Origin of the sequence: Brevundimonas sp. (assembly GCF_052436175.1) — a bacterium.
In the GTDB taxonomy this organism is placed as follows: Bacteria; Pseudomonadota; Alphaproteobacteria; order Caulobacterales; family Caulobacteraceae; genus Brevundimonas.
The window spans coordinates 1-21,795 of sequence record NZ_JBQVNM010000023.1 but is presented as its reverse complement, the minus strand read 5'-3'; the positions used below and the strand labels follow the sequence as shown (position 1 = coordinate 21,795).

Genomic DNA, 21,795 nt, shown 5'->3' with positions numbered 1-21,795 from the left:
AGACCTAGCGCTTCGCGGCTCGCGCCTTGCCCGAGCCCTTGGGCTTGCGACCGCCCTGGCCCAGACCCATCGACTTGGCCAGTTCCGAACGGGCCCTGGCGTAGTCGGGGTGGACCATCGGGAAGTCGCTCGGCAGGCCGAAGTGGGCGCGATAGCTTTCGGGCGTATAGCCGTGCGTCGTCAGGTGCCGCTTCATCGACTTGAACGGCTGCTGGGTGATCAGGCTGATGATGCCCGAGGGCGTGATCAGGCGGCGGATCTGCGCGGCCGTCAGGCGTTCGGGCCGGGCCTCCGGCTCGGGCGCGGGCTCTCCGCCCAGGCTGGAGAGGCTGGAATAGACGGCCTGGATCAAGCCCGGCACCGCCGCCGCCTCGACCTTGTTGCCGCCGACGTAGTTGGCGACGATGCCCACCGTCATGTCCAGCAGCGCGGCGTTGTCCTGCGTTCCGTCAGCCATTCTCATCTCCAGGGTGAAGGCGCGACTATAGGGCCTGCGGCGGCGCTGAAAAGCCGTCTGTTCACGCCGTGATGTCAGAGATGAGTGGCTGGCGGATCAGGCCACCGCGCGCTTCGGGCGCGCGTCGCTGGCCAGACTGTCCGAGATCTGGCGCGCGACCTCCTGGGCCTGAACGCGAAGGTCGGGCACCGAGGTCATTTCCCAGAAGGCGCCGCGGCTGAGCGGGCCGACGACGAACAGGGACCGGCTCTCCTCGCGCGTGGACACCAGTCGCCCGTCAGGGCCGACGTGGAACCCCAGGCCCAAGGGGTCGGGTTCGACGAACCGCCGCCTTAGAAGCTGCACGATCAGAGGATCCCGGCTCTGGGCCAGTCGCCCCAATGGGCCGGTGCAGTTGACCACGGCGTCGAACTGGCGGCTCGACGGACCACGCTCCCGACGCGGGCGATAGGTCGCCTTGATGCCCCGGCCGGAGAGGCGCAGCGCCACCAGGCGCGCCGGGATGACGCTGAGTTGGCCAGACGCGATCAGACCGGACACCCGACGCGCCACCGCCGGGGCCAGACGGTGGCGGTGCACCTCCCACAGGGGGCGCAGATGGCGAAGGAAGCGCAGCCGCTCGAACTGGTCCCAGTCCCGCCACAGGCCGCCGGCCTGGGCGCGCAGGGCGTCCATCACGTCGCGCCAGTCCCGATCCCGCGCCAGGTGTCTGACCTGCCCCAGAACCTGGGCGGGCGACCCGGCGAAACGGGCCGTCACCGCGCCCGCCGCCCCGGAGGCGTGGGCGCGGGGCAAGAGCCCATGCCGGGACATCATGGTCACCGTCCGACCGGACCGCTCCAGTGTCAGGGCGACGTCCACCGCCGTCAGGCCCGAGCCGATCAGCAAGACCTTTCGGGCGCTGTCGGGCAGGTCGTTCGCGGTCCAGGGGTTCTCGACATAGAGGGGCGACCGACGCACCTCGGCCTCCACCCCCTCCGGCGTGGCGGGCTCCTGATTGCCGACCGCCAGCACCACCGCGTCGGCCGCGAGCGCCTCGCCCCCGGCCAGGGACAGCCGCCACGCCCCCTCGCCGCGGTCCAGGGCCGCCACCTCTCCGCGCACCAGGTGGAACCGGCCGGGATTGTCGGCCAGGGCCTCGTCCAGCAGTTGCATCAGATAGGCCCCGAAGGCGCCGCGCGTGATGAACTGGCCGCTGGCCTGCCACGACGGCTGGCGCGCCAGCCAGTCCGACAGGTGACCCGGCTCGTCCGGGAAGGCGCTCATGTTGCCGAGGCGCACGTTTAGCAGGTGGTCGGCGTTGCCGGTGTCATAGGCCGTACCGGGTCCGAAGGCGGCACGGCGCTCCACCAGGGTCACGCCCACGCAGGGCGATTGTCGCAGAAGCTGGATCGCGGTCAGCAAGCCGCTGAAACCGGCTCCCACCACGACGACTTTCGGACAGTCGGACGACATTGGCTCTTCCATGCCTGCGTCAGGGCGCGACGGCCGCTGGGTCTATTCGGTAGCGCGGCCCGGAGCGGATGGCGAACCAGCATTTCTGCCGGTCCGACGAGGCGAGCTCACAGGCCGTCATTCCCGTCGGCGACACCCAGGGCGTCGGACCGGCTATTCCGTCCAGCCGGTGGGACGCCAGCCGCTGAGCAGGGCCTCGACCGCGACCTGCACCGGGCCGCTGATGTCGCGCTTGCCCAGTTCCATCTCCCGCACGCGCGCGGCCGCCTTATCCGGGGTTCCGGCCAGACGCAGGGCGCGCGCCATCGTGGCCTCGTCCCAGCCGAGGATCATGCGGGCGGCTTTGAGTTGGGGTCCGAAGGTCATGATCCAGGCTCTTGAAGGCAGGCCCTCTTAGAGCAAATGCTGCGCCGCGTCATGCCCGGACCGGAACGGCCTCGGTCCAGGCGTCCAGGTTGGCCTCGCGCCCGATGAGGGCCAGGCCGGAGGCGATGGATTCGAACTCCCCGCCGCTCTCGATACGGTCCGGGCCGAACCGGCGCAGGAAGATGTCGCGCACGGCGGGCACGAAGGAGGTGCCGCCGGTCAGGAAGACGCGGCCAATGCCGTCCGCCCCCAGACCCGAGCGGGTGACCGCTTCGTCCACGGCGCCCTCAATGGCGGCCAGTTCAGGCGCGATCCAGCTCTCGAAATCGGCGCGGGCAACGGACTTTTCGATGCGGACAGACCCTGCCTCGAACCGGAAGGTCGCCTCTTCCTGTTGCGACAGGGCGATCTTCAGCGCCGAGACCGAGCGGTAGAGTTCATAGCCGTGGTTGTCGTCGAGGATCTCGATCAACCGGTCCAGCTTTTCGGGCTCCAGCGCGGTGCGGGCCAACGACCGGATGTCGCGCATGTCCCGCGACGCGCGCAGCAGGGCCAGTTGGTCCCAGCGGGCGAAGGCGCTGTAGTAGCGCGAGGGAATGGGCAGGACCTTGCCCGCACTGCGATACTGACCGCCCTTGCCGAGTTCCGGCGAGACCAGATGGTCGATGATCCGGTAGTCGAAGGCGTCGCCCGCCACCCCGACGCCTGACCGGGCCAGAGCCGTGGAGCTCAGCCCCTGTGGCGACGGCTCGAAACGGACGATGGAGAAGTCGCTGGTCCCGCCCCCGAAGTCGGCGACCAGAACGGTCGCCGCCCTCGTCAGTTTCCGCGCGAAGAAGAAGGCGGCGCCGACCGGCTCGTGCGCATAGCGGATGTCGGTGAACCCCAGTCGGGCGAAGGCGGCCTCATACCGCTCCAGCGCTAGGGCTTCGTTGGGCGACGACCCCGCGAAGGTGACGGGTCGCCCCACCACGACCCGCGCGGGCAGGGTCGCCATCCCCTCCCCCGCATGATGGCGCAGCCGCAGCAGGAAGGCGGCCAGCAGGTCCTCGAACCGGTAGCGACGGTTGTCGATCGTGGTCTCGGTGAACGCGGCGCTGGCGGCGAAGGTCTTGAACGACTGGATGAACCGGGTGTCGAGCGGATCCTCGACATAGGCGTCGATGGCCCAGGGCCCGGCCTCGACCACCCGCTCGGGCGTCCGGCCGTCCGCGCGGGGATGAAGCTGGAAGCTGAGGGTCGACCGAAACGCCGTCAACTCGCCCGTCGGCGCGTCGAAGCGCACGACCACGGCCTCGCCCCGACCGTCGGTCAGGGCGACGACGGTGTTGGTCGTGCCGAAGTCGATGCCGAGGGTCGGCGCCGCAGAGGGGATCATGGGGGAGGCTCCGCGCTGGGCGGGCGTTCCTAAAGGATTTCAGGCCCGGATCAAGGGACGACGGCGCCAGGTCTCGATGGGTCAGGCCGGCGCAGCGATCCGTCCGCCCAGATGGATGCCGCATTCCGTCTTCTCCGCCCCCGACCAACGGCCGCTGCGGGCGTCACCCCCGGCTTCCACCGCCCGGGTGCAGGGCCAGCAGCCGATGGAGGGATAGCCCTGCTCGACCAGGGGATGGGCCGGAAGGCCTTCGGCCTTGATCCAGGCCTGGAGCCGATCCGTGGTCCAGTCGTGCAGAGGATTGACCCGGATCCGGCCCTCGAACAGCTCGAAGGGCCTCATGTCCGACCGCTCGACCGTCTCATGCCGAGTCCGGCCCGTGATCAGGGCGTCCGCGCCGCCCAGGGCGCGCTGAAGCGGCCGGACCTTGCGCAGGTCGCAGCAGGCGTCGGTGTCGCTGCGCCACAGGTCGCCCTTGGGGTCCAGTCCAGCCGTTTCCTCCGGGGCCGGAACGACCAGACGCACCTCCGTCAGGCCCAGCCGTTCCGACAGGCTCCTGCGATACGCCAGGGTCTGGAAGAAGTGCATGCCGGTGTCGAGGAAGACGACCGGCATCGTCGGATCGACCCGGGCGACATGGGCCAGAAGCACAGCGGCGTCCGCGCCGAAGGACGAGAGCACGACTGGGTTCAGACCGGCGGCCGCCGACAGGGCCAGCCTCAGAACCCCGTCCGCATCCAGCCCCGCGGCCTGCCGGTTCAACCGGTCGATCAGATGGGTCGTCACAGCACCTTCGCCTCCGCCCGGCCGCGACGACGCCATACGGGCGCGACTGGATCGACCGCAGGCTGATAGGCGGCGCTGAAGGCCGCATCCATCCGCTCCCAGGCCGAGACGTCGGCCCCCTCGCCCAATACCACGGCGTCGAAACCGGAGCGACGCAGGTGCCGCGCCTGATCCGGCAGCAGGGCGCCGTCGGCGATCAACCGCCCCTGATAACCCCGCTCGCGCAGGACCGAGGCCAGGGAGAAACCCCGTCCGTCACGGAAGGCGGGGAATTCCAGCACGATGGTCTCGGCGCCGACGGCGGCCATGGCCTCGACCTCCTCCAGCGGCGTGGTCACGGGCAGGCGGACGCCCTCGGGCGCGGTTTCAAGCCACTGCATCGAGCGTCTCATAGATGGCCTGACGGAAAGGATCGGCGCCCAGACGACGCACGGTGTCGATGAACCGCTCGCCCTCGGCGCGGATTTCCAGATAGCGGTCCAGGGCGCGCTGGATGGCGGGCGCGACCTCGTCGGCGGGCAGGCTGCGTCCGACGATCTCGCCCAGGGCCGCCCGTTCGTCCGGGGAGCCGCCGACGGTGATCTGGTAGTATTCCTCGCCCTTGCGATCGACGCCCAGCACCCCGATGTGGCCGATGTGATGGTGGCCGCAGGCGTTGATACAGCCGCTCATATTGATGCGGACCGGCCCGACCTTCTCCTGCCACTCCATATCGGCGAGGCGTTTCGACAGGGCCTGGGCGACCGGGATCGATCGGGCGTTGGCCAGCGAGCAGTAGTCCAGCCCCGGACAGGCGATGATGTCGGTGACCAGATCGGCGTTGGCGGTGGCCAGACCCGCCGCCAGCAGTTCGCGCCACAGGGCCGGCGTGTCGTCGAGCCGGACGTGGGGCAGGACGAGGTTCTGCTCATAGGCGGCGCGGACCTCGTCGAACGAATAGCGCTCGGCCAGATCGGCGACGACCTCCATCTGGGCGTCGGTGATGTCGCCGGGCACGCCGTCCACCGGCTTCAGCGAGATCACCACCGAGGCGTAGCCCGGCTGTTTGTGCGGGCGGATGTTGTTGCGGCTGAAGCGGGCGAAGTCGGGGTCCGCCAGAACCGCACGATCGAACGGTCCGCTGACCTTCGGCAGGTCCGCGAACGGCGGCGGGGCGAAATAGGCTCGTATGCGGGCCAGTTCGGCGTCCGGCACCCGCAGGTCCTCCCGGCGCAGGGTGGCGAAATGGGCGTCGACCTTCTCGCGGAAGGCGTCGATGCCGAGCGAGGCGACCAGGATCTTGATCCGCGCCTTGTGGATGTTGTCGCGACGACCCTCCAGATTCCAGGCCCGGATGATCGCGGTCAGATAGGCCAGCAGGTCGCGGCCCGGCACGGCGGAGGCGATCTCTTGACCGATGTGGGGCAGCCGCCCCTGCCCGCCCCCGACGAAGACGCGGAAGGCGGTTTCACCGTCTTCACCCTTCACGATCTGCAGACCCACGTCATGGGTGCGGATGGCGGCGCGGTCGGTCTCGGCGCCGATGACCGCGATCTTGAATTTGCGCGGCAGGAATGAGAACTCCGGGTGGATCGTCGACCACTGGCGGATGATCTCGCACCAGGGCCTCGGATCCTCGATCTCGTCTGCGGCGGCGCCGGCGAAGACGTCGGTGGTGGTGTTGCGCACGCAGTTGCCCGAGGTCTGGATGGCGTGCATCTCGACCTCGGCGAGGTCCGACAGGATCGCCGGCAGGTCGGTCAGGGCGGGCCAGTTGAACTGGATGTTCGATCGGGTGGTGAAGTGGCCGTAGCCCTTGTCATAGGTGCGGGCGACATGAGCCAGCCGCCGCATCTGAGCGCCGTTCATGACGCCATAGGGCACGGCCACGCGCAGCATATAGGCGTGCAGTTGCAGATAGACGCCGTTCATCAGCCGCAGCGGCTTGAACTGGTCCTCGGTCAGTTCGCCGGAGGCCCGGCGCGCGACCTGGTCGCGGAACTCCTCGACCCGTTCCCGGACCAGGGCGGCGTCGAACTCGTCATAGCGATACATCAGGCGGTCTCATGGGCATGGAGGCTGTTGCCGACCGTGGGTCCGGTCGAACGGATCGTCTCCTTCAGCCGGTCGCGGCCGGACGGCGAGTGACCGGCGACCTCGACGAGATAGGGATTGACGAAAACGGCAGGGTTGCGAGCAGCCTCAGCCAGGACGACCTCGGCCGCCTCGGGCTCGAACACCCCGGCCAATGACAGGCTTTCCACGGGCGCGCCGTTCGCGTCGGCATAGATGACGCGCCCGTCGGACAGGCGGTTGGCGGTGACGATCTTCATGCGACCAACTCCGCCCGCACATCCAGTTCCGCCGCGCTGAACGCCGCACACTCGCCGACGAACAGCAGGGCCGGACCAGTCAGATGGGCGCGGGCGACCAGATCGCCGAGGTCGGCCAGGGCGCCGTTGATGACCCGCTCGTCCGGGCGGCTGCCGTTCTCGACGATGGCGACGGGGGTCTGCGGATCGCGCCCGGCCTCGATCAGGCGGGCGGCGGTCTCGGCCGCACGGCCGGCGCCCATATAGATCGCCAGGGTCTGGTTCGGTCCGGCCAGTCGCGACCAGTCCGGCGCGACGCCCCCGGGCTTTTCCTGGGCCGTGACGAAGGTCACCGACTGGGCGTGATCGCGGTGGGTCAGGGGGATGCCGGCCGAGGCCGCGCAGCCGAGCGCGGCCGTGATGCCCGGCACGACGAAGACGGGCACCCCCGCCCGACGCATGGCCTCCAGCTCCTCGCCGCCTCGACCGAAGACGAAGGGATCGCCGCCTTTCAGACGGACGACCCGCTGCCCCTTGCGGGCTTCCTCAACCATCAGGGTCTCGATCTGGTCCTGGGGCACCGAATGGTTAGAGCGGCTCTTGCCGACATAGAGGCGGTGGGCGTCGCGGCGGGCGCGGTCGAGGATGGCCTCCGGCACCAGCTTGTCGTGAATGATGACGTCGGCGTCCTGAAGCACGCGCAGGGCCTTCAGCGTCAGCAGTTCGGGATCGCCCGGACCGGCGCCGACGATGTGGACCACGCCCTGTTCGGGGGCCGCGACGTTCAGCAGACGCAGCATCTCGCGGCGGGCCTCGGCGGGGCGGCCCGAGGCGGCGAGATCGGCGGCGGGGCCCCGGAAGGCCTTTTCCCAGAACCGGCGCCGCGCCATGAAATCGGGAACCGAGGCGATGACGGTCTCGCGCAGGTCGCGGGCCAGTTTCGCCACCTGGGTCAGGCCGGCGGGCAGGACCGCCTCGATCCGGCTGCGCACGTCGCGGGCCAGGATGGGGGCCGATCCCCCGGTGGCCACGCCGATGACCACCTCGTCGCGGTCGATCAGGGCCGGGGTGTGAAAATCGCTGAGGGCGGGCCGATCCACCACGTTGACCTGCGCCCCCGCCGCGCGGGCCAAGGCGGCGAGTTCGACGGCCAGATCGGCGTCATCCACAGCGACGAAAACCAGCCGCGCCCCCCTCAGGTCCTCTGCGGTCGGGACGCGGACGATGGCTTCCGGGCCGCCCTGCAGGGCGCCCGGTCCGGTCGGGGCGCCGTTGGGCGCGAACCAGACCAGGTCGGCCGGCGTCTTGCCGAACAGCCGCAGTTTCGCCAACGCCGCCTCGCCGTCGCCGACGACGACGACGCGGGCGTCGTCCATGGGGATGGAGGCGAGAAAGACGCGCATGGATCTCTTCCGGGCAGGGAAAGCCTGTGGGAGGTGACGGGGTAGCGAGGCCCGCCCGTGCGCGACAAACGAGTTTGTCTGGAGACGCTGACAGGTTTTCTATCGGCCGCGGCAGCGCGCCGGGCGTGTGCAGTTTTTCTGAAAGCGAACCGAGAAGAAGTCGTTGGCGATGCGCGCGTCGCCTCGCCTATCCCGGCCTCCCGTTTCGGAGGCTTCCTTGTCCGACACCCTTGCTCTCGACCGTCCCGGCTCCGTCACGTCGGCGCCCGCCATCGCCGCGAAGTCGCCCTTCCATGCGGCGCGCATCCTGTGGACCCGGCGCTGGACGGACCGGCTGTTCAGCTTCGCCGTCGAACGGCCCGAGGACTTCCGCTTCCGCTCGGGCGAGTTCGTGATGATCGTCCTGCCGGATCCGGACGGCGGCAAGCCGACGCTTCGCGCCTACTCCATCGCCAGCCCGGCCTGGTCGGAGGAACTCGAATTCTATTCGATCCACGTCCCCGACGGCCCCCTGACCTCTCGCCTGTCACAGCTCGAGGCCGGCGACGACATCCTGCTGGGCCGGAAGCCGACCGGCACCCGGGTGCTCGACGCCCTGACCGGCGGCGAGAGGCTGTTCCTGATCGCCAGCGGGACGGGCCTGGCCCCCTGGCTCAGCGTGCTGCGCGACCCGGAGACCTGGGAGCGGTTCGAGCAGGTGATCGTCACCCACACGGTGCGCGAGGTCGCCGACCTGGCCTATCGAGACGTCCTGACCCGCGACCTGTTCGACGATCCTCTGGTCGGAGAGGCGGCGGCCGGGCGGCTGAGCTACTATCCGACCGTGACCCGAGAGGCGGTCTCGACGCCGGACCTGAAGACGGGACGCATCACCGACCGGATCGACAGCGGCGCCCTGTTCGCCGACCTCGGACTTTTACCCGGCTTTGACCCGGCCCGCGACCGGGCCATGCTCTGTGGCTCCACCGCCATGATCCGCGACGTCGCCGCCCGGCTGGAGGCGGCCGGACTTGTCGAGGGCTCCAACGCCGCTCCCGGCGACTATGTTCTGGAGCGCGCCTTTGTCGGTTGAAGCCTTGAAAACCCGCACGCCCCAAGTCGTCGAAACGCCGCCGCCCGCGCGCGCGACCTCGCCCCTGTCGCCCCACCTGAAACGGCTTGAGGCCGAGGCGATCGAAATCTTCCGCGAGGTGGCCGCCACGGCGCGCAACCCGGTCATGCTCTATTCGATCGGCAAGGATTCCGGCGTCCTGCTGCACCTCGCCGCCAAGGCCTTCTGGCCGGCCCCGCCGCCCTTCCCCCTGCTGCACGTCGACACGACCTGGAAGTTCCGCGACATGATCCGTCACCGCGATGCGGTGGCCGAGACCTATGGCGCGCGGCTGATCGTGCATGTGAACGAGGACGGGGTGCGGCGCGGCGTCAGCCCGGTCGCCTCGGGCTCCTCGGTCCATACCCAGGTCATGAAGACCGACGCCCTGAAACAGGCGCTGGACCTGCATGACTTCGACGTGGCCTTCGGCGGCGCCCGGCGCGACGAGGAGGCCAGTCGGGCCAAGGAGCGGGTCTTCTCCTTCCGGGGCGCGGGCCACGTCTGGGATCCCCGCAAACAGAAGCCCGAGTTGTGGCGTCTGTGGAATTCGGCCCTGATGCCGGGCGAGAGCCTGCGCGTCTTTCCCCTCTCGAACTGGACTGAACTCGACGTCTGGACCTACACCCGCGCCGAGGCCATCCCGGTTGTGCCCCTGTATTTCTCCGCCCCCCGGCCTGTGGTGGTGCGCGACGGGGCCCTGATCGTGCGCGATGACGACCGTCTGCCTCTGCTGCCCGGAGAGACGCCGCAGCTGCGTCGCGTGCGGTTCCGCTCCCTGGGCTGCTACCCCCTGTCGGCGGCGGTCGAGTCCGACGCGGAGGACATCGACGCCGTCATCGACGAACTGCTGTCCACCCGCTCGTCGGAACGCAGCGGCCGCCTGATCGACGCGGACGAAACCGCCTCCATGGAGCGCAAGAAGCGCGAGGGGTATTTCTGATGGACGGCGAGGTTCTGCCTCTGCGCGCGCATCGCGGCTTCGGCGAGCACGCCGCCCGCGATCACCTGCGTTTCCTCACCTGCGGCTCGGTGGACGACGGCAAGTCGACCCTGATCGGCCGCCTGCTGCATGACACCGGCCAGATCGCCGACGACCAGCTGGCGCGCCTGCATCGTGACAGCCGCCGTTTCGGCACGGCCGGAGAGGGCCTGGACTTCGCCCTCCTGCTTGACGGGCTCGAGGCCGAGCGCGAACAGGGCATCACCATCGACGTGGCCTGGCGCTACTTCTCGACCGCACGGCGCAACTTCATCGTCGCCGACACCCCCGGCCACGCCCAGTACACCCGCAACATGGCCACCGGGGCCTCGGGCTGCGACGCCGCCGTCATCCTGGTGGACGCCACGCGCGGCCTGACCGAGCAGACGCGTCGGCACAGCCGCATCGTCTCCCTGTTCGGCATCCGCCACGTCGTCCTGGCGGTGAACAAGATCGATCTGGTCGACAACGACCCGGCCGTCTTCTGGGCCATCGCCGAGGACTACGCCGCCTTCGCCGCCGACCTCGGTTTCCGCACCGCCGTGCCGGTGCCGATCAGCGCCCGCCATGGCGACAATGTCGCCGGCCGCTCCCCCGCCCTCGCCTGGCACCAGGGACCGACGCTGATCGAGGCGCTGGAAACTTTGCCCGTCGAGGACGACCGCCTGACCCGGCCGTTCCGCTTCGCCGTCCAGTACGTCAACCGACCGGATGAGACCTTCCGGGGCTATGCCGGCACCGTGGCCTCGGGCCGCATCCGCGCCGGCGACCGCATCGTGGTCAATCCGTCAGGTCTGTCGGCGACGGTATCGCGCATCGTGACCTGGGACGGCGACCGCGCCTCGGCCGAGGCAGGAGACGCCTTGACCCTGGTGCTGGACACAGAGATCGACGTGTCGCGCGGCGATGTCCTGTCCCTGCCCGACAGCCGTCCCGCCGCCGTCGAGAAATTCTCGGCCACCCTGCTGTGGATGGACGAGCGGCCGTTCGCGCCGGACCGCGCCTATCGACTGCGCATCGGCGCCCGCACGATGCCAGTGCGAATCAGCCGCCCCGTCGAGGCGACGGAGGCCCTGACCCTAAACGACATCGGCGAGGCGGTCGTCGACCTCACCACCCCCCTCGCCTTCGACGCCTTCGTCGATGATCCGGCCCTGGGCGGCTTTGTCCTGATCGACCGCGAGACGGGCGCCGTGGCCGCTGCCGGCGTCGCCCGCGCGCCGCTGGATCAGGCCCGCAACATCTACCGGACCGCCGGCGCCGTCACGCCCGAGGACCACGCCCGGCTGAACGGCCATCGCGGCGGCGCGGTCTGGCTGACGGGCCTGTCGGGCTCCGGCAAGTCCACCATCGCCGCGGCCCTCGAACGGCGGCTGCACGCGCGTCAGGTCCGCACCGTCCTGCTGGACGGCGACAACCTGCGTCACGGCCTCAACCGCGATCTCGGCTTCTCGAGCGCCGACCGCGAGGAGAACGTCCGTCGCACGGGCGAGGTGGCCCGTCTGTTCGCCGATTCCGGGGTCATCGCCCTGTGCGCCCTGATCTCGCCGGCCGCCGCCGGACGCGAGGCGGTGCGCGAACGCCTGACCCCGGACCGTTTCCTGGAGGTCTTCGTCGACACCCCGCTCGACGCCTGCCGCGCCCGCGATCCCAAGGGCCTCTACGCCCGCGCTGAGGAGGGCCGGATCGCCGATCTGACCGGGGTCGGCTCGGCCTACGAGGCGCCGTCTTCGCCGGATTTGACGATCGACACGACGCTGGCCACGCCCGACGCCGCCGCCGATCTGATTCTCCGCACCCTGATCGCACGGGGTTGGCTTCCGGCCTGGTGAAGCGCCGCAAAGGCACGCAACCCTGACGCGTCGAGCTCAGACGAAGGCGCAATTTTCGTCCTCGAAGACGCGGAAATCCGGCCCCTTCGCGCACGATCCCTCGACCTCCGCCGCCTCAGCCGCTATGGCCTCCCTCCCGGCCTGAACTCCCTCGTGCGCCGGTCAGTTTCTTGCCTGCCCGAAGGAGACGCGGCGATGCTGCGCGACCCGTCCGTCAAATACCGCCCGTTCCCGCAAGTGAACCTGCCCGACCGTCTCTGGCCGTCGCGCACGATCACCCGGGCGCCGCGCTGGCTTTCGACGGACATGCGCGACGGCAACCAGGCCCTGATCGACCCGATGAACGCCGAGAAGAAGCAGCGCTTCTTCGACCTGCTGGTGAAGATCGGCATCAAGGAGATCGAGGTCGGCTTCCCCTCGGCCGGCGCCACCGAGTTCGACTTCATTCGCGGCCTGGTCGATCGCGACGCCATCCCCGACGACGTCATTCCCCAGGTCCTGACCCAGGCCCGGGCCGACCTGATCGAGACCACCTTCAACAGTCTGGACGGGGCGAAGACCGCCGTCGTCCATGTCTATAACGCCGTCTCACCCGCCTGGCGCCGCATCGTCTTCGGCATGGACCGGTCCGAGGTGAAGGGCATCGCCCAGACGGCGGCGAAGCTGCTGCGCGACCAGGCCGCCCGCCGCCCCGGGACCGACTGGCGCTTCGAATACAGCCCCGAGACCTTCTCCACTGCCGAACTGGATTTCTCCATCGAGTGCTGCGAGGCGGTCATGGACATCCTCCAGCCCACGCCGGACAAGCCGCTGATCCTGAACCTGCCGGCCACGGTCGAGGCGGCCACGCCCAACATCTACGCGGACCAGATCGAGTGGTTCGGCCGCAACATCCCGCGCCGCGACAGCGTCGTCATCTCGGTCCACCCGCACAACGACCGGGGCACGGGCGTGGCCGCCGCCGAGCTGTCGATCATGGCCGGGGCCGACCGGGTCGAGGGCTGTCTGTTCGGCAACGGCGAGCGCACCGGCAATGTCGACTTGGTGACATTGGCTCTGAACCTCTACACCCAGGGCGTTGATCCTGAACTGGATTTCTCGGACATCGGCGAGGTCGTCAAGACCGTCGAATACTGCAACCAGCTGCCCGTCCATCCCCGCCACCCCTATGCGGGCGAGCTGGTCTTCACCGCCTTCTCGGGCAGTCACCAGGACGCGATCAAGAAGGGCTTCGCCGCCCAGGCCGCGCGCAACGACGAGCTGTGGGATGTCCCCTATCTGCCCATCGACCCGGCCGACATCGGCTGTTCCTACGAGGCGGTGATCCGGGTCAATTCCCAGTCGGGCAAGGGCGGGGTCGCCTGGATTCTGGAGCAGGACAAGGGGCTGAAACTGCCCAAGCGGCTGCAGGCCGACTTCAGCCGCCCGGTCCAGGCCCTGGCCGACAGCCTCGGCCGCGAACTGAACGCCGCCGACATCTGGCAGGCCTTCGAGACCGCCTATCACCTGAACGGCGACCAGACCCTGAAGCTGATCGACTATCAGGAGGGCGCGGTCGTCGGCGGCGAACGCGTCTTCTCTGGCCGCATCAGCCTGGACGGCGAGGAGCGGCATGTGTTCGGTCGCGGCAACGGCCTGATGTCCAGCGTGCTCGACGCCCTGCGCGAGGGCCTGGGCGTCGATCTCGACATCGCCGACTATCAGGAACACGCCATCGGCAACGGCGCCGACGCCCAGGCCGCCGCCTATGTCGAATGCCGCACGCCCGCCGGGGCGACGGTGTTCGGCGTCGGGATCGACGCCGACGTGGCCACCGCCTCGGTCAAGGCCCTGCTCAGCGCGGCGACCACGGCGCGGGCCTGAACGCCGTCACGACGCCTCCCTTCTCGGCGTGAACAGGGCCGCCAGCACCGGCAGGACGATCAGGGTCAGCAGGGTCGCGGTCGTCAGGCCGCCGATGACCACCGTCGCCAGCGGCTTCTGCACCTCCGCTCCCGGGCCGAAGGCGAAGGCCATCGGCACGAAGCCCAGCACCGCCACCAAGGCCGTGGTCAGGACGGCCCTCAGTCGGCTGACCGCCCCCTGAAGCGCGGCCTCCAACGGGGGCAGACCCTCGTCCAGCCGCTGGCGAATGGCCTGGATCAGCACCAGTCCGTTCAGCGTCGCCACGCCCGACACGGCGATGAAGCCGACCGCCGCCGAGATCGAAAGGGGCATGCCCCGGAGCGCCAGAGCCAGCGCCCCGCCCACCAGCGCCAGAGGCACCCCGGCGAAGACCAGGGCCGCGTCCCTCCATGACCGCAAGGCCAGAACCAAGAGCAAACCGATGGTCAGGACCACGATCGGCACGATCAGGGCCAGCCGGGCCGAGGCCCGCTCCAGATTCTCGAACTGCCCGCCCCAGTCCAGCCAGCCCCCCGAGGGCGGGGCGACCTTGCTAGCGATCGCGGCTTGCGCCTCCGCGACGAAGCCGCCGAGGTCGCGACCGCGCACATTGGCCTGGACCACGATGCGGCGCTTGCCGTTCTCGCGACTGATCTGGTTCGGCCCCTCCGCCACGTCGAACCGGGCCACGGCCGACAGGGGCACAGTGGGCGCGCCGGAGGCCGCATCCTCGGGCATCACCGGCAGGCTGGCCATCACCGCCGGATCGTTGCGCAGGTCGTCGGCCAGACGCACGACAACGTCAAACCGGCGGTCGCCCTCCAGCACCTGACCGGCCTCGCGACCGGCCAGACCTATGGCCAGGGCGTGGGCGGCGTCGGAGGCGTGCACTCCCTGCGCCGCGGCGATGGTGCGGTCGACGCTGGCGGTGATGGTCGGCTGGCCGCTGATCTGTTCGACGCGGACGTCGGCGGCCCCGTCGATGCCGCGCAGGATCGCGGCAACCTGTTCCGCCGTGCGGCTCATGGCGGCGAAGTCGTCGCCGTAGACCTTGACCGCCACATCGGAGCGGACCCCGGCGATCAGTTCGTTGAACCGCATCTGGATCGGTTGGGTGAACTCGTAGGAATTGCCCAGAAGCTTGCCGAGTTCGGTCTCCATTCGCCCCACCAACACAGCCTTGGCCAGACCCGGATCGGGCCACTGGTCGCGCGGCTTCAGCATGACGAAGGTGTCCGAGATCGACGGCGGCATGGGGTCCGACGCCACCTCGGCCGTGCCGGTGCGGGTGAAGACCCGTTCGACCTCCGGCATGGCCTTCAGGGTGGTCTCGACCCGGAACTGCATCGCCTGGCTCTGTTCCAGCGAGGTCGAGGGCACGCGCAGGGCCTGGACCAGCACATCCCCCTCGTCGAGCTGGGGCACGAACTCCCGGCCCAACATCAGGAAGGCGATGACGCCCGCGGCCAGGGCGACGCCGCAACCGGCCAGAACCGCATGCGGCCGGGCTAGGGCCGCCGCCAGCAGCGGCGCATATCGGGCCTTGGCCACACGGGTCAGGCGGGTATCCTCGTGATGGGCCTTCGGCTCCCCGACCCACAGGGCCGTCATCGCCGGAACGAAGGTAAAGCTGAGGACGAAGGCGGCCAGCAGGGCCAGCATGACCGTCGCGGCCATCGGCCCGAACATCTTGCCCTCGACCCCCTCGAACATCAGCAGGGGGGCGTAGACCAAGAGGATGATCGCCTGACCGAAGGCGGCCGGACGGGCCATCTCCCGCGCCGCTGTCGCCGCGACCGACAACCGCTCGGCCACGGTCAGGGGCCGACCGGCCTCGTTCCGTTTCAGCCCCAGCCGCCTCAGGGTGTTCTCGATCACCACCACCGCGCCATCGACGATGAGGCCGAAGTCCAGCGCCCCCAGGCTCAGCAGATTGGCGCTGATGCCGAACCGGTTCATCGCCGAGGCCGCGAACAGGAAGGCCAGGGGGATCACCAGGGCGGTGATGATGGCCGCACGCACATTGCCGAGCGCCAGAAACAGCACGGCGATGACCAGAGCCGCCCCCAGAGCCAGGTTGTGCTCCACGGTGCGAATGGTGGCGTCCACCAGGGCGGTGCGGTCCAGCACCGCGCGGACGATGACGTTTGGGGGCAGGCTGGGCGCGATGGCCTTCAGCTTTTCGCCGACCCGATGGGCGACGCGACGGGAGTTCTCGCCCTGGAGCATCAGGGCGGTGCCGACCACCGTCTCGCGGCCGTCCATGCTGGCCGAACCCAGACGCGGGCCATGGCCGATCTCGACCGTCGACACGTCGGAGACGCGGATCACCTTGCCGCCACGATTGAGGATCGGGGTCTGGGCCAGTTCCTCCAGGCTCTTCACCCGGGCGTCGGCGCGGACGATATAGGCCTCGCCCGCGCGATTGACGTAGCCGGCGCCGGCGATCCGGTTGGCGTGCTCCAGCGCCTCGACCAGCTGAACCAGACCGACGCCGTAGGCCGACAGTCGGGCGGGATCGGGATGGACGGCGTATTCCTTGACGTAGCCGCCCAGGACGTCGATCCCGGCGACGCCCTCGACCGACTTCAGCTGGGGCGCGACGATCCAGTCCTGAACGGTGCGCAGATAGGTCGCCTTCTGCTCGTCGGTGACCAGCCGTTCGCCCTCGGGCGTGACATAGGGGACGCCCGGCCGGGCCGCCTCGCCGGTGAATTCCAGCGTCCAGATGTAAACCTCGCCGAGCCCCGTGACGACCGGCCCCATCGACGGGGCCAGCCCCTCGGGCAGATCCTCGCGCGCCGACTGGATCCGCTCATTGACCAGATTGCGGGCGAAATAGATGTCGGTGTCGTCGGTGAAGACGGCGGTGATCTGGGAAAAGCCGTGGCGGGACAGGGAGCGGGTCTCGGTCAGGCCCGGCAGGCCAGCCAGGGCCGTCTCCATCGGGAAGGTGACCTGGCGCTCGACCTCTTCCGGACCCAGGGCGGGGGCGACGGTCGTGATCTGCACCTGTCGGTTGGTGATGTCGGGGACGGCGTCGATGGGCAGTTTCAGCAGGTCGCGCCCGCCCAGCACGGCCAGGACGACGGCGAGGCCAACCACCCACCAGCGGAACCGCACGGAGGCGTCGATGATCCGGTCCAGCATGATCAGTGTCCGTGCTCGGCTTCGCCCTTGGCCAGTTCGGCCTTGAGCAGGAAGGCGCCGGCGCCGGCGATACGCTCGGACCCGGTCAGGCCGCTGAGAATTTCGGTGCGGCCGTCCGACACCCGTCCGGTCGTCACGGGTCGGGCGCGGAAACCCGCCCCCTCGGCCACGAAGACCGAGGCGGCGCCGTCCACGGTCTGGACGGCCTCGGTTGGCACGACCAGCCGCCCGTCCCCCGCCCCCGTGGCGATCCGCGCCGACAGGATGGTCCCGGCCGGGGGAACCGCCCCGGTCGGGCGGGCCCTCAGGGTCACGGCGCCGGAGGCGTTGGCCGGGGACAGGGCGACGATCGCACCCGCGACCGTCTGGCCGTCTGCCGTGCGGCCGTTGACGACATCTCCGACCTTGACCCGGCCGGACACGGCGGGCGCGGCCTCGAACACGAGTTCCACGCGCGAGGCGTCGGCGATGGCGGCGACCTCCTGATCCTCCTCATGCAGGACCTGACCGGGCGAGGTGGTCAGGCGGGTCACCACACCGACCACCGGACTGCGGACCACCACCAGACCGTCGGCGCCGGGCGCGCCATAGGCCTGCCCCCGGGCGCGGGCGGCGCGGACCTCGGCCTCGGCCCGCCGCGTCTCCGCCTCGGTGATGTCCAGACGGGCGCGGGCGACATAGCCCTTCTCGAACAGGGTCCGGTCGCGCCGTTCGGCCGCGCGGGCCGCCTCGACGGTGGCCTGGGCCGCGTCGATCGTGGCGCGTGACGCCGCCCCTTCCGGACTGCGCAGGGTGACGAGCGGCGTCCCGACCGAGACCCGGCCGCCCACGCCGACATGGACGCGCAGCACCGCGCCCGGCAGGGGCGCATCCACCACAGCCTCCGCGCCCGGGGCGAAGTCGACGCGTCCGGGCAGGGTCAGGTCGCCCCCGCCCCCGCGCTCCACAGCCACGACGGAAACGCCCGCAGCCGCAGCGTTTGCGAGGCTCAGGGCCACTACACCTTCCTCGGCGCCTTCGCCCCCGGCCTCTTCGGCGTGGCCGTCCTCCGCATGGGCCTCGGGGACGGCGGGCGGGTCCATCAGTCGGGCGGCGCCGAAGCCCGCGCCCAGGGCGACGACCACGGCGGCGCCGGTCATCAGCCAGTGTCTTTCGATTTTCATATGTCAGGGTCTCGCGCAGCCCGTCGCGGCGTCGCCGTCGGTCGGGCCGGATTGCGGATCAGGCCCGTCGCCCGGTCAGAAGACCGTGACGCGAACCCATGGACAGGTCAGGGCGCGCCTCAGGGGCGCGGGCCCGCTCAGCCTCTTGGAGGGCGGTCCGGTCCGTCCGGCGTGCGCGCGACGAGATGGGCGGCCTGGCCCACGCCGCGCGGGATGGCGATCCGGTCCTGGCGGGGCGTGGGCGCAGAGGCGGCCGGCACGGCCACATGCGGAGCATGGCAGCAGCCGTGAGTGCAGGCGGCGCCGCAATCGCCGCACAGACCGGCGTCACAACCGTCCGCATCGACGACGACTGCGGCGGCGGTCAGATCGGGCGAAGGCGCACAAGCCTGGGCCTCGGCCGACGGCAGCACGACGGCGAGCATCATCAGCAGAACGCTGACGAGACCCAGTCGCCGAAGCCAATGTCGCGTGGCCTTGATCATCGTCGGCCCGGATAGCATGCGTCGTGATCGCTGTCGCCCCTGCCGGTCCCGTCGCCCCTGACGAAACCGTGCGGGACGCATCCTGCGGTTGACGCCGGGGGGATGGCCGCTAAGGCTGGGGCGTGCCCTCCGCTGACGGAACCCTTCCTATCGAGCCCCAGGCCGGGGCTGCGGACGCCGCGCGGGAGACCGCCGTTCTGGCCCGCGCCCACGCGCGCCTGCTCGAGGACGACACGCTTCAATTCGACCGCACCGGCTTCACTCCGCCCGAGGTTCCCGCCTGGCTGGAGGCCGTCCGCAACGCCCTGCGCGCCCTGGGACCGCTGCTGGAATACGTCTTCTGGGGCGGTTTGATCCTGATTGCGGCCGGTCTGGCCTGGCTCATCATCCGCGAGGTGCTGAAGCTGCGGATGCCCCGCGCCAAACCGAAGACGGCGGTCGTGGCGACCGAGCCGGAGTGGCGGCCCGATGCGGCGACGGCGCGCAATCTTCTGGCCGGGGCCGACGCCCTGGCGGCCGAGGGACGCTATGCCGAGGCGGCCCACCTGCTGCTGCTGCGCAGCGTGGAAGACATCGAGATCAAGAAGCCGCGCGCGCTCAAGGTGTCGCTGACCACACGAGAGATCGCCGGTCTGGCGGGCCTGCCCGAGGCGGCGCGCCCGGCCTTCATCCGCATCGGTCAGGTGGTCGAGCGCAGCCTGTTCGGCGGCCGACCTGTCGATGCGGCCGACTTCGCCGAGTGCCGCCGCGCCTATGAGGCCTTCGCCCTGCCCGAGGGGTGGCGCGCATGAGCCGGCTGTCAGGATCGGCCTCGGGCGGCTTCTCGCCCCTGACCATGATCGTGGTCCTGTTGGTCGGGGTGGTGTCCCTGGCCGGGCTGGGCGTGCTGTCGGCCTATCAGCCGCAGTTGAAGTCCGGCAACGACGGCGGCGGCCACGCCCTGTCGAAGTCGTCGATCGGCTATGGCGCCCTGCCCCGCCTGTTATCGAGCATGGGCCAGACGGTGATCCTGAGCCGCGGCCCCTTGGGCGAGAACGGGGCCGACAGCCTGCTGGTCCTGACGCCGGCGGCGGGCGCGCCGCCCGAGCAGGTGGACGACCTCTACCACGGAGGGGCGACCCTGATCGTTCTGCCCAAGTGGCACGCCGCCCCCTATCGCGAAAACCCGGGGTGGGTGACCACCCTGGGCGTCAACCGTCCGGACCAGGCCCTGTCGGTCATGCCCGACGACCTGCGCGAGGGTACGAGCCTGACCCAGACGTCCGGCGCCCAGCGGGTGGTCCTGAGCCAGCCGAACGGCCGGGCGTTCGGCGCGCCCGTGACCGTCGAGACGCCTCGCCGCATCTCCGGCGCCCAATGGATCCCGGTCGTCGTCGATGGCAGCGGCGCGCCCGTCCTGGTGCTGCATCGCGACAGCCTGACCTATGTGCTGGCCGACGCCGATCTGGTGAACACCCAGGGGCTGAAGACCCTGAACGGGGCGAAGACCGCCGTCGCCCTCATCGACATCGTCCGGACGGACGGCTCACCGGTCGCTTTCGACCTGGCTCAGCATGGCTTCCAGCGCACCCGAAACCTGCTGCGGCTGATGATCGAGCCGCCCTTGCTGGGCCTGACCCTGATCCTCGCGGCCCTGGCCGCCTTCGCCGGTTGGCAGAGCCTGATCCGCTTCGGCCCGACCGTTCAGGGCGGCCGGGTCGTGGCCCTGGGCAAGCGGGCCCTGGCCGACAACACCGCCGGTCTGGTCCGCATGACCAAACGTGAACACCATATGGCCTCGCCCTACGCCCTTCTGGTGCGCGGGGCGGTGGCGCGGGCCATCGGCGCCCCGCGCAGTCTGGACGGCGCCGAGCTGGACGCCTTCCTCGACCGCGTCGGCGCGACCCTCGGCGCCGCCCGCCCCTATACCGTTCTGGCCGCAGAGGCCCGGATGGCGAAAACCCCCGGCGACCTGATGCGTGTCGCCCGTGACCTCTATCGCTGGACCCAGGAGATGACCCGTGCACGTCAATGAGGTGAAGGCGCTCGCCGAGCGGCTACGCGCCGAGATCGGCAAGGCCGTGATCGGTCAGGACGGCGCCGTCGACCTGTTGCTGACCGCCCTGTTCGCGGGCGGCCACGTCCTGCTGGAGGGCCCGCCGGGAACGGCCAAGACCCTGCTGGCCCACAGTTTCGCCCGGGCGGTCGGGCTCGACTACGGCCGCATCCAGTTCACGCCCGACCTGATGCCCGGCGACATCATCGGCTCCAACCTGTTCAACTTCCAGACCTCGACCTTCACCCTGACGCGGGGTCCGATCTTCTGCGAGCTGCTGCTGGCCGACGAGATCAACCGGACGCCGCCCAAGACCCAGGCCGCCCTGCTGGAGGCCATGCAGGAGCGCCAGATCACCATCGACGGCGAACCCCACGCCCTGGGCCGCCGCTTCACCGTGGTCGCGACCCAGAACCCCATCGAGCAGCAGGGCACATACCCCCTGCCGGAGGCCCAGCTGGACCGGTTCCTGTTCAAGCACCTCCTGGCCTATCCCACCGCCGAACAGGAGCGCGCCATCATCGCCGCCCAGGGCGCTCGCACCGGCCAGATGGACCCGGCGGCCTTGGGGGTCGAGACCGTGGCCGACGCCGCGACCATCGACGCCGCCGTGGACGCCGTCGCCGACGTCCGGCTGACGGACGAGGTTGTGGCCTATGTCGCCGATCTGGTCCGGGCGACGCGGGATTCGGCCGATGTGGACACCGGCGCCTCGCCCCGGGCCGGCGCCATGCTGGCCGTCGCCGCCCGCGCCCGCGCCGCCCTGGACGGCCGGGACTATGTCATTCCCGACGATGTGAAGGCCCTGGCCGCGCCCGCCCTGCGTCACCGCCTCGTCCTGTCGCCCGCCGCCGAGATCGAGGGACGGCGCGTGGATCAGGTGCTGGCTGGTCTGGTCGAGCGGGTCGCGGCGCCCCGGTGATCTATCCCACGCGGCGAGCGGTGATGCTGATGGCGGTGGGCGCCCCCGTGGCCCTGCTCGTCGGCGTGCTGACGCCCTGGGGCTGGCTTGCCGGTCCCGCCTGGATCGCCGCCCTG

General features: G+C 70.3%; 19 protein-coding genes. 7 read left to right on the top strand and 12 right to left on the bottom strand.

The genetic code is table 11. The annotated features are described in order from the left end of the window. Nucleotides 1-4 precede the first annotated feature (4 nt). From ACT6QK_RS07440 to cysG, 9 genes are all read right to left on the bottom strand, one after another. Entirely contained in the window at nt 5-457 is a 453-nt protein-coding gene (locus ACT6QK_RS07440) for a MucR family transcriptional regulator (RefSeq protein WP_444597187.1), read from the bottom strand. Nucleotides 458-553: 96 nt separating this feature from the next. Then, nucleotides 554-1,912, bottom strand: coding sequence for an FAD/NAD(P)-binding protein (locus tag ACT6QK_RS07435; RefSeq protein WP_444597186.1), 1,359 nt, complete (start codon nt 1,910-1,912; stop codon nt 554-556). A gap of 153 nt (nt 1,913-2,065) precedes the next feature. Then, nucleotides 2,066-2,278, bottom strand: coding sequence for a hypothetical protein (locus ACT6QK_RS07430; protein ID WP_444597185.1), 213 nt, complete (start codon nt 2,276-2,278; stop codon nt 2,066-2,068). A 49-nt stretch (nt 2,279-2,327) separates the two neighbouring features. Beyond that, the gene (locus ACT6QK_RS07425) at nt 2,328-3,656 is read right to left on the bottom strand and encodes an Hsp70 family protein (RefSeq protein WP_444597184.1); all 1,329 of its coding nucleotides are present in this window, start codon (nt 3,654-3,656) and stop codon (nt 2,328-2,330) included. Nucleotides 3,657-3,737: 81 nt separating this feature from the next. After that, nucleotides 3,738-4,442 (bottom strand): phosphoadenylyl-sulfate reductase, encoded by a 705-nt coding sequence (locus tag ACT6QK_RS07420; protein ID WP_444597183.1) that lies wholly within the window; start codon nt 4,440-4,442, stop codon nt 3,738-3,740. Further along, nucleotides 4,439-4,822 carry a DUF934 domain-containing protein gene (locus ACT6QK_RS07415; RefSeq protein ID WP_444597182.1) on the bottom strand — a complete coding sequence of 128 codons (384 nt, stop codon included), beginning with the start codon at nt 4,820-4,822 and terminating at the stop codon, nt 4,439-4,441. The genes ACT6QK_RS07420 and ACT6QK_RS07415 overlap by 4 nt, the downstream gene beginning before the upstream one ends. Continuing rightward, nucleotides 4,809-6,476, bottom strand: a complete 1,668-nt coding sequence (locus tag ACT6QK_RS07410; protein WP_444597181.1) for a nitrite/sulfite reductase — start codon at nt 6,474-6,476, stop codon at nt 4,809-4,811. Before ACT6QK_RS07410 ends, ACT6QK_RS07415 begins: the two co-directional genes overlap by 14 nt. Further along, nucleotides 6,476-6,754 (bottom strand): DUF2849 domain-containing protein, encoded by a 279-nt coding sequence (locus ACT6QK_RS07405; RefSeq protein ID WP_444597180.1) that lies wholly within the window; start codon nt 6,752-6,754, stop codon nt 6,476-6,478. Before ACT6QK_RS07405 ends, ACT6QK_RS07410 begins: the two co-directional genes overlap by 1 nt. Then, complete coding sequence (gene cysG, locus ACT6QK_RS07400) at nt 6,751-8,136, bottom strand: siroheme synthase CysG (protein ID WP_444597179.1); 1,386 nt, start codon at nt 8,134-8,136, stop codon at nt 6,751-6,753. Before cysG ends, ACT6QK_RS07405 begins: the two co-directional genes overlap by 4 nt. 217 nt (nt 8,137-8,353) lie before the next feature. Between cysG and ACT6QK_RS07395 the strand changes: the two genes are divergently transcribed. The 4 genes from ACT6QK_RS07395 (at nt 8,354) to leuA (ending at nt 13,903) form a co-directional block, all read left to right on the top strand. After that, nucleotides 8,354-9,208: a ferredoxin--NADP reductase gene (locus ACT6QK_RS07395; RefSeq protein WP_444597178.1), complete on the top strand. Its 855-nt coding sequence runs from the start codon at nt 8,354-8,356 to the stop codon at nt 9,206-9,208. Then, complete coding sequence (gene cysD, locus ACT6QK_RS07390) at nt 9,198-10,169, top strand: sulfate adenylyltransferase subunit CysD (protein WP_444597177.1); 972 nt, start codon at nt 9,198-9,200, stop codon at nt 10,167-10,169. The genes ACT6QK_RS07395 and cysD overlap by 11 nt, the downstream gene beginning before the upstream one ends. Further along, nucleotides 10,169-12,040, top strand: a complete 1,872-nt coding sequence (gene cysC / locus ACT6QK_RS07385; protein WP_444597176.1) for an adenylyl-sulfate kinase — start codon at nt 10,169-10,171, stop codon at nt 12,038-12,040. Before cysD ends, cysC begins: the two co-directional genes overlap by 1 nt. A 195-nt stretch (nt 12,041-12,235) precedes the next feature. Further along, nucleotides 12,236-13,903, top strand: a complete 1,668-nt coding sequence (leuA, locus tag ACT6QK_RS07380) for a 2-isopropylmalate synthase (RefSeq protein ID WP_444597175.1) — start codon at nt 12,236-12,238, stop codon at nt 13,901-13,903. Nucleotides 13,904-13,909: 6 nt separating this feature from the next. On the opposite strand, the gene ACT6QK_RS07375 is transcribed toward leuA, so the two are convergent. The 3 genes from ACT6QK_RS07375 to ACT6QK_RS07365 form a co-directional block, all read right to left on the bottom strand. Next, a complete protein-coding gene (locus tag ACT6QK_RS07375) occupies nt 13,910-17,074 on the bottom strand; it encodes an efflux RND transporter permease subunit (RefSeq protein ID WP_444597174.1) in 3,165 nt (1,054 codons plus the stop codon). A 2-nt stretch (nt 17,075-17,076) separates the two neighbouring features. Then, nucleotides 17,077-18,237, bottom strand: coding sequence for an efflux RND transporter periplasmic adaptor subunit (locus ACT6QK_RS07370; protein WP_444597173.1), 1,161 nt, complete (start codon nt 18,235-18,237; stop codon nt 17,077-17,079). A 137-nt stretch (nt 18,238-18,374) separates the two neighbouring features. Continuing rightward, nucleotides 18,375-18,665 (bottom strand): hypothetical protein, encoded by a 291-nt coding sequence (locus ACT6QK_RS07365; RefSeq protein ID WP_444597172.1) that lies wholly within the window; start codon nt 18,663-18,665, stop codon nt 18,375-18,377. Nucleotides 18,666-18,844: 179 nt separating this feature from the next. Here ACT6QK_RS07365 and ACT6QK_RS07360 point away from each other — a divergent pair, with 179 nt between their 5' ends. Genes ACT6QK_RS07360 through ACT6QK_RS07350 form a run of 3 tightly spaced genes read left to right on the top strand, consistent with a single transcriptional unit; the run spans nt 18,845 to nt 21,679 of the window. Continuing rightward, complete coding sequence (locus tag ACT6QK_RS07360; protein WP_444597171.1) at nt 18,845-19,513, top strand: DUF4129 domain-containing protein; 669 nt, start codon at nt 18,845-18,847, stop codon at nt 19,511-19,513. Continuing rightward, nucleotides 19,510-20,736, top strand: coding sequence for a DUF4350 domain-containing protein (locus ACT6QK_RS07355; protein WP_444597170.1), 1,227 nt, complete (start codon nt 19,510-19,512; stop codon nt 20,734-20,736). Before ACT6QK_RS07360 ends, ACT6QK_RS07355 begins: the two co-directional genes overlap by 4 nt. Further along, complete coding sequence (locus ACT6QK_RS07350) at nt 20,723-21,679, top strand: AAA family ATPase (protein ID WP_444597169.1); 957 nt, start codon at nt 20,723-20,725, stop codon at nt 21,677-21,679. The genes ACT6QK_RS07355 and ACT6QK_RS07350 overlap by 14 nt, the downstream gene beginning before the upstream one ends. The last annotated feature ends 116 nt before the right edge of the window (nt 21,680-21,795 follow it).

Excerpts from the sequence above, each read along its gene's own strand:
- leuA (WP_444597175.1), top strand. The coding sequence starts at position 12,236 with ATGCTGCGCGACCCGTCCGTCAAATACCGCCCGTTCCCGCAAGTGAAC.
- ACT6QK_RS07430 (WP_444597185.1), bottom strand. The coding sequence starts at position 2,278 with ATGACCTTCGGACCCCAACTCAAAGCCGCCCGCATGATCCTCGGCTGG.
- ACT6QK_RS07425 (WP_444597184.1), bottom strand. The coding sequence starts at position 3,656 with ATGATCCCCTCTGCGGCGCCGACCCTCGGCATCGACTTCGGCACGACC.
- ACT6QK_RS07410 (WP_444597181.1), bottom strand. The coding sequence starts at position 6,476 with ATGTATCGCTATGACGAGTTCGACGCCGCCCTGGTCCGGGAACGGGTC.
- ACT6QK_RS07435 (WP_444597186.1), bottom strand. The coding sequence starts at position 1,912 with ATGTCGTCCGACTGTCCGAAAGTCGTCGTGGTGGGAGCCGGTTTCAGC.
- cysC (WP_444597176.1), top strand. The coding sequence starts at position 10,169 with ATGGACGGCGAGGTTCTGCCTCTGCGCGCGCATCGCGGCTTCGGCGAG.
- ACT6QK_RS07405 (WP_444597180.1), bottom strand. The coding sequence starts at position 6,754 with ATGAAGATCGTCACCGCCAACCGCCTGTCCGACGGGCGCGTCATCTAT.
- ACT6QK_RS07415 (WP_444597182.1), bottom strand. The coding sequence starts at position 4,822 with ATGCAGTGGCTTGAAACCGCGCCCGAGGGCGTCCGCCTGCCCGTGACC.
- ACT6QK_RS07365 (WP_444597172.1), bottom strand. The coding sequence starts at position 18,665 with ATGATGCTCGCCGTCGTGCTGCCGTCGGCCGAGGCCCAGGCTTGTGCG.
- ACT6QK_RS07440 (WP_444597187.1), bottom strand. The coding sequence starts at position 457 with ATGGCTGACGGAACGCAGGACAACGCCGCGCTGCTGGACATGACGGTG.
- ACT6QK_RS07375 (WP_444597174.1), bottom strand. The coding sequence starts at position 17,074 with ATGCTGGACCGGATCATCGACGCCTCCGTGCGGTTCCGCTGGTGGGTG.
- cysG (WP_444597179.1), bottom strand. The coding sequence starts at position 8,136 with ATGCGCGTCTTTCTCGCCTCCATCCCCATGGACGACGCCCGCGTCGTC.
- ACT6QK_RS07355 (WP_444597170.1), top strand. The coding sequence starts at position 19,510 with ATGAGCCGGCTGTCAGGATCGGCCTCGGGCGGCTTCTCGCCCCTGACC.
- ACT6QK_RS07370 (WP_444597173.1), bottom strand. The coding sequence starts at position 18,237 with ATGAAAATCGAAAGACACTGGCTGATGACCGGCGCCGCCGTGGTCGTC.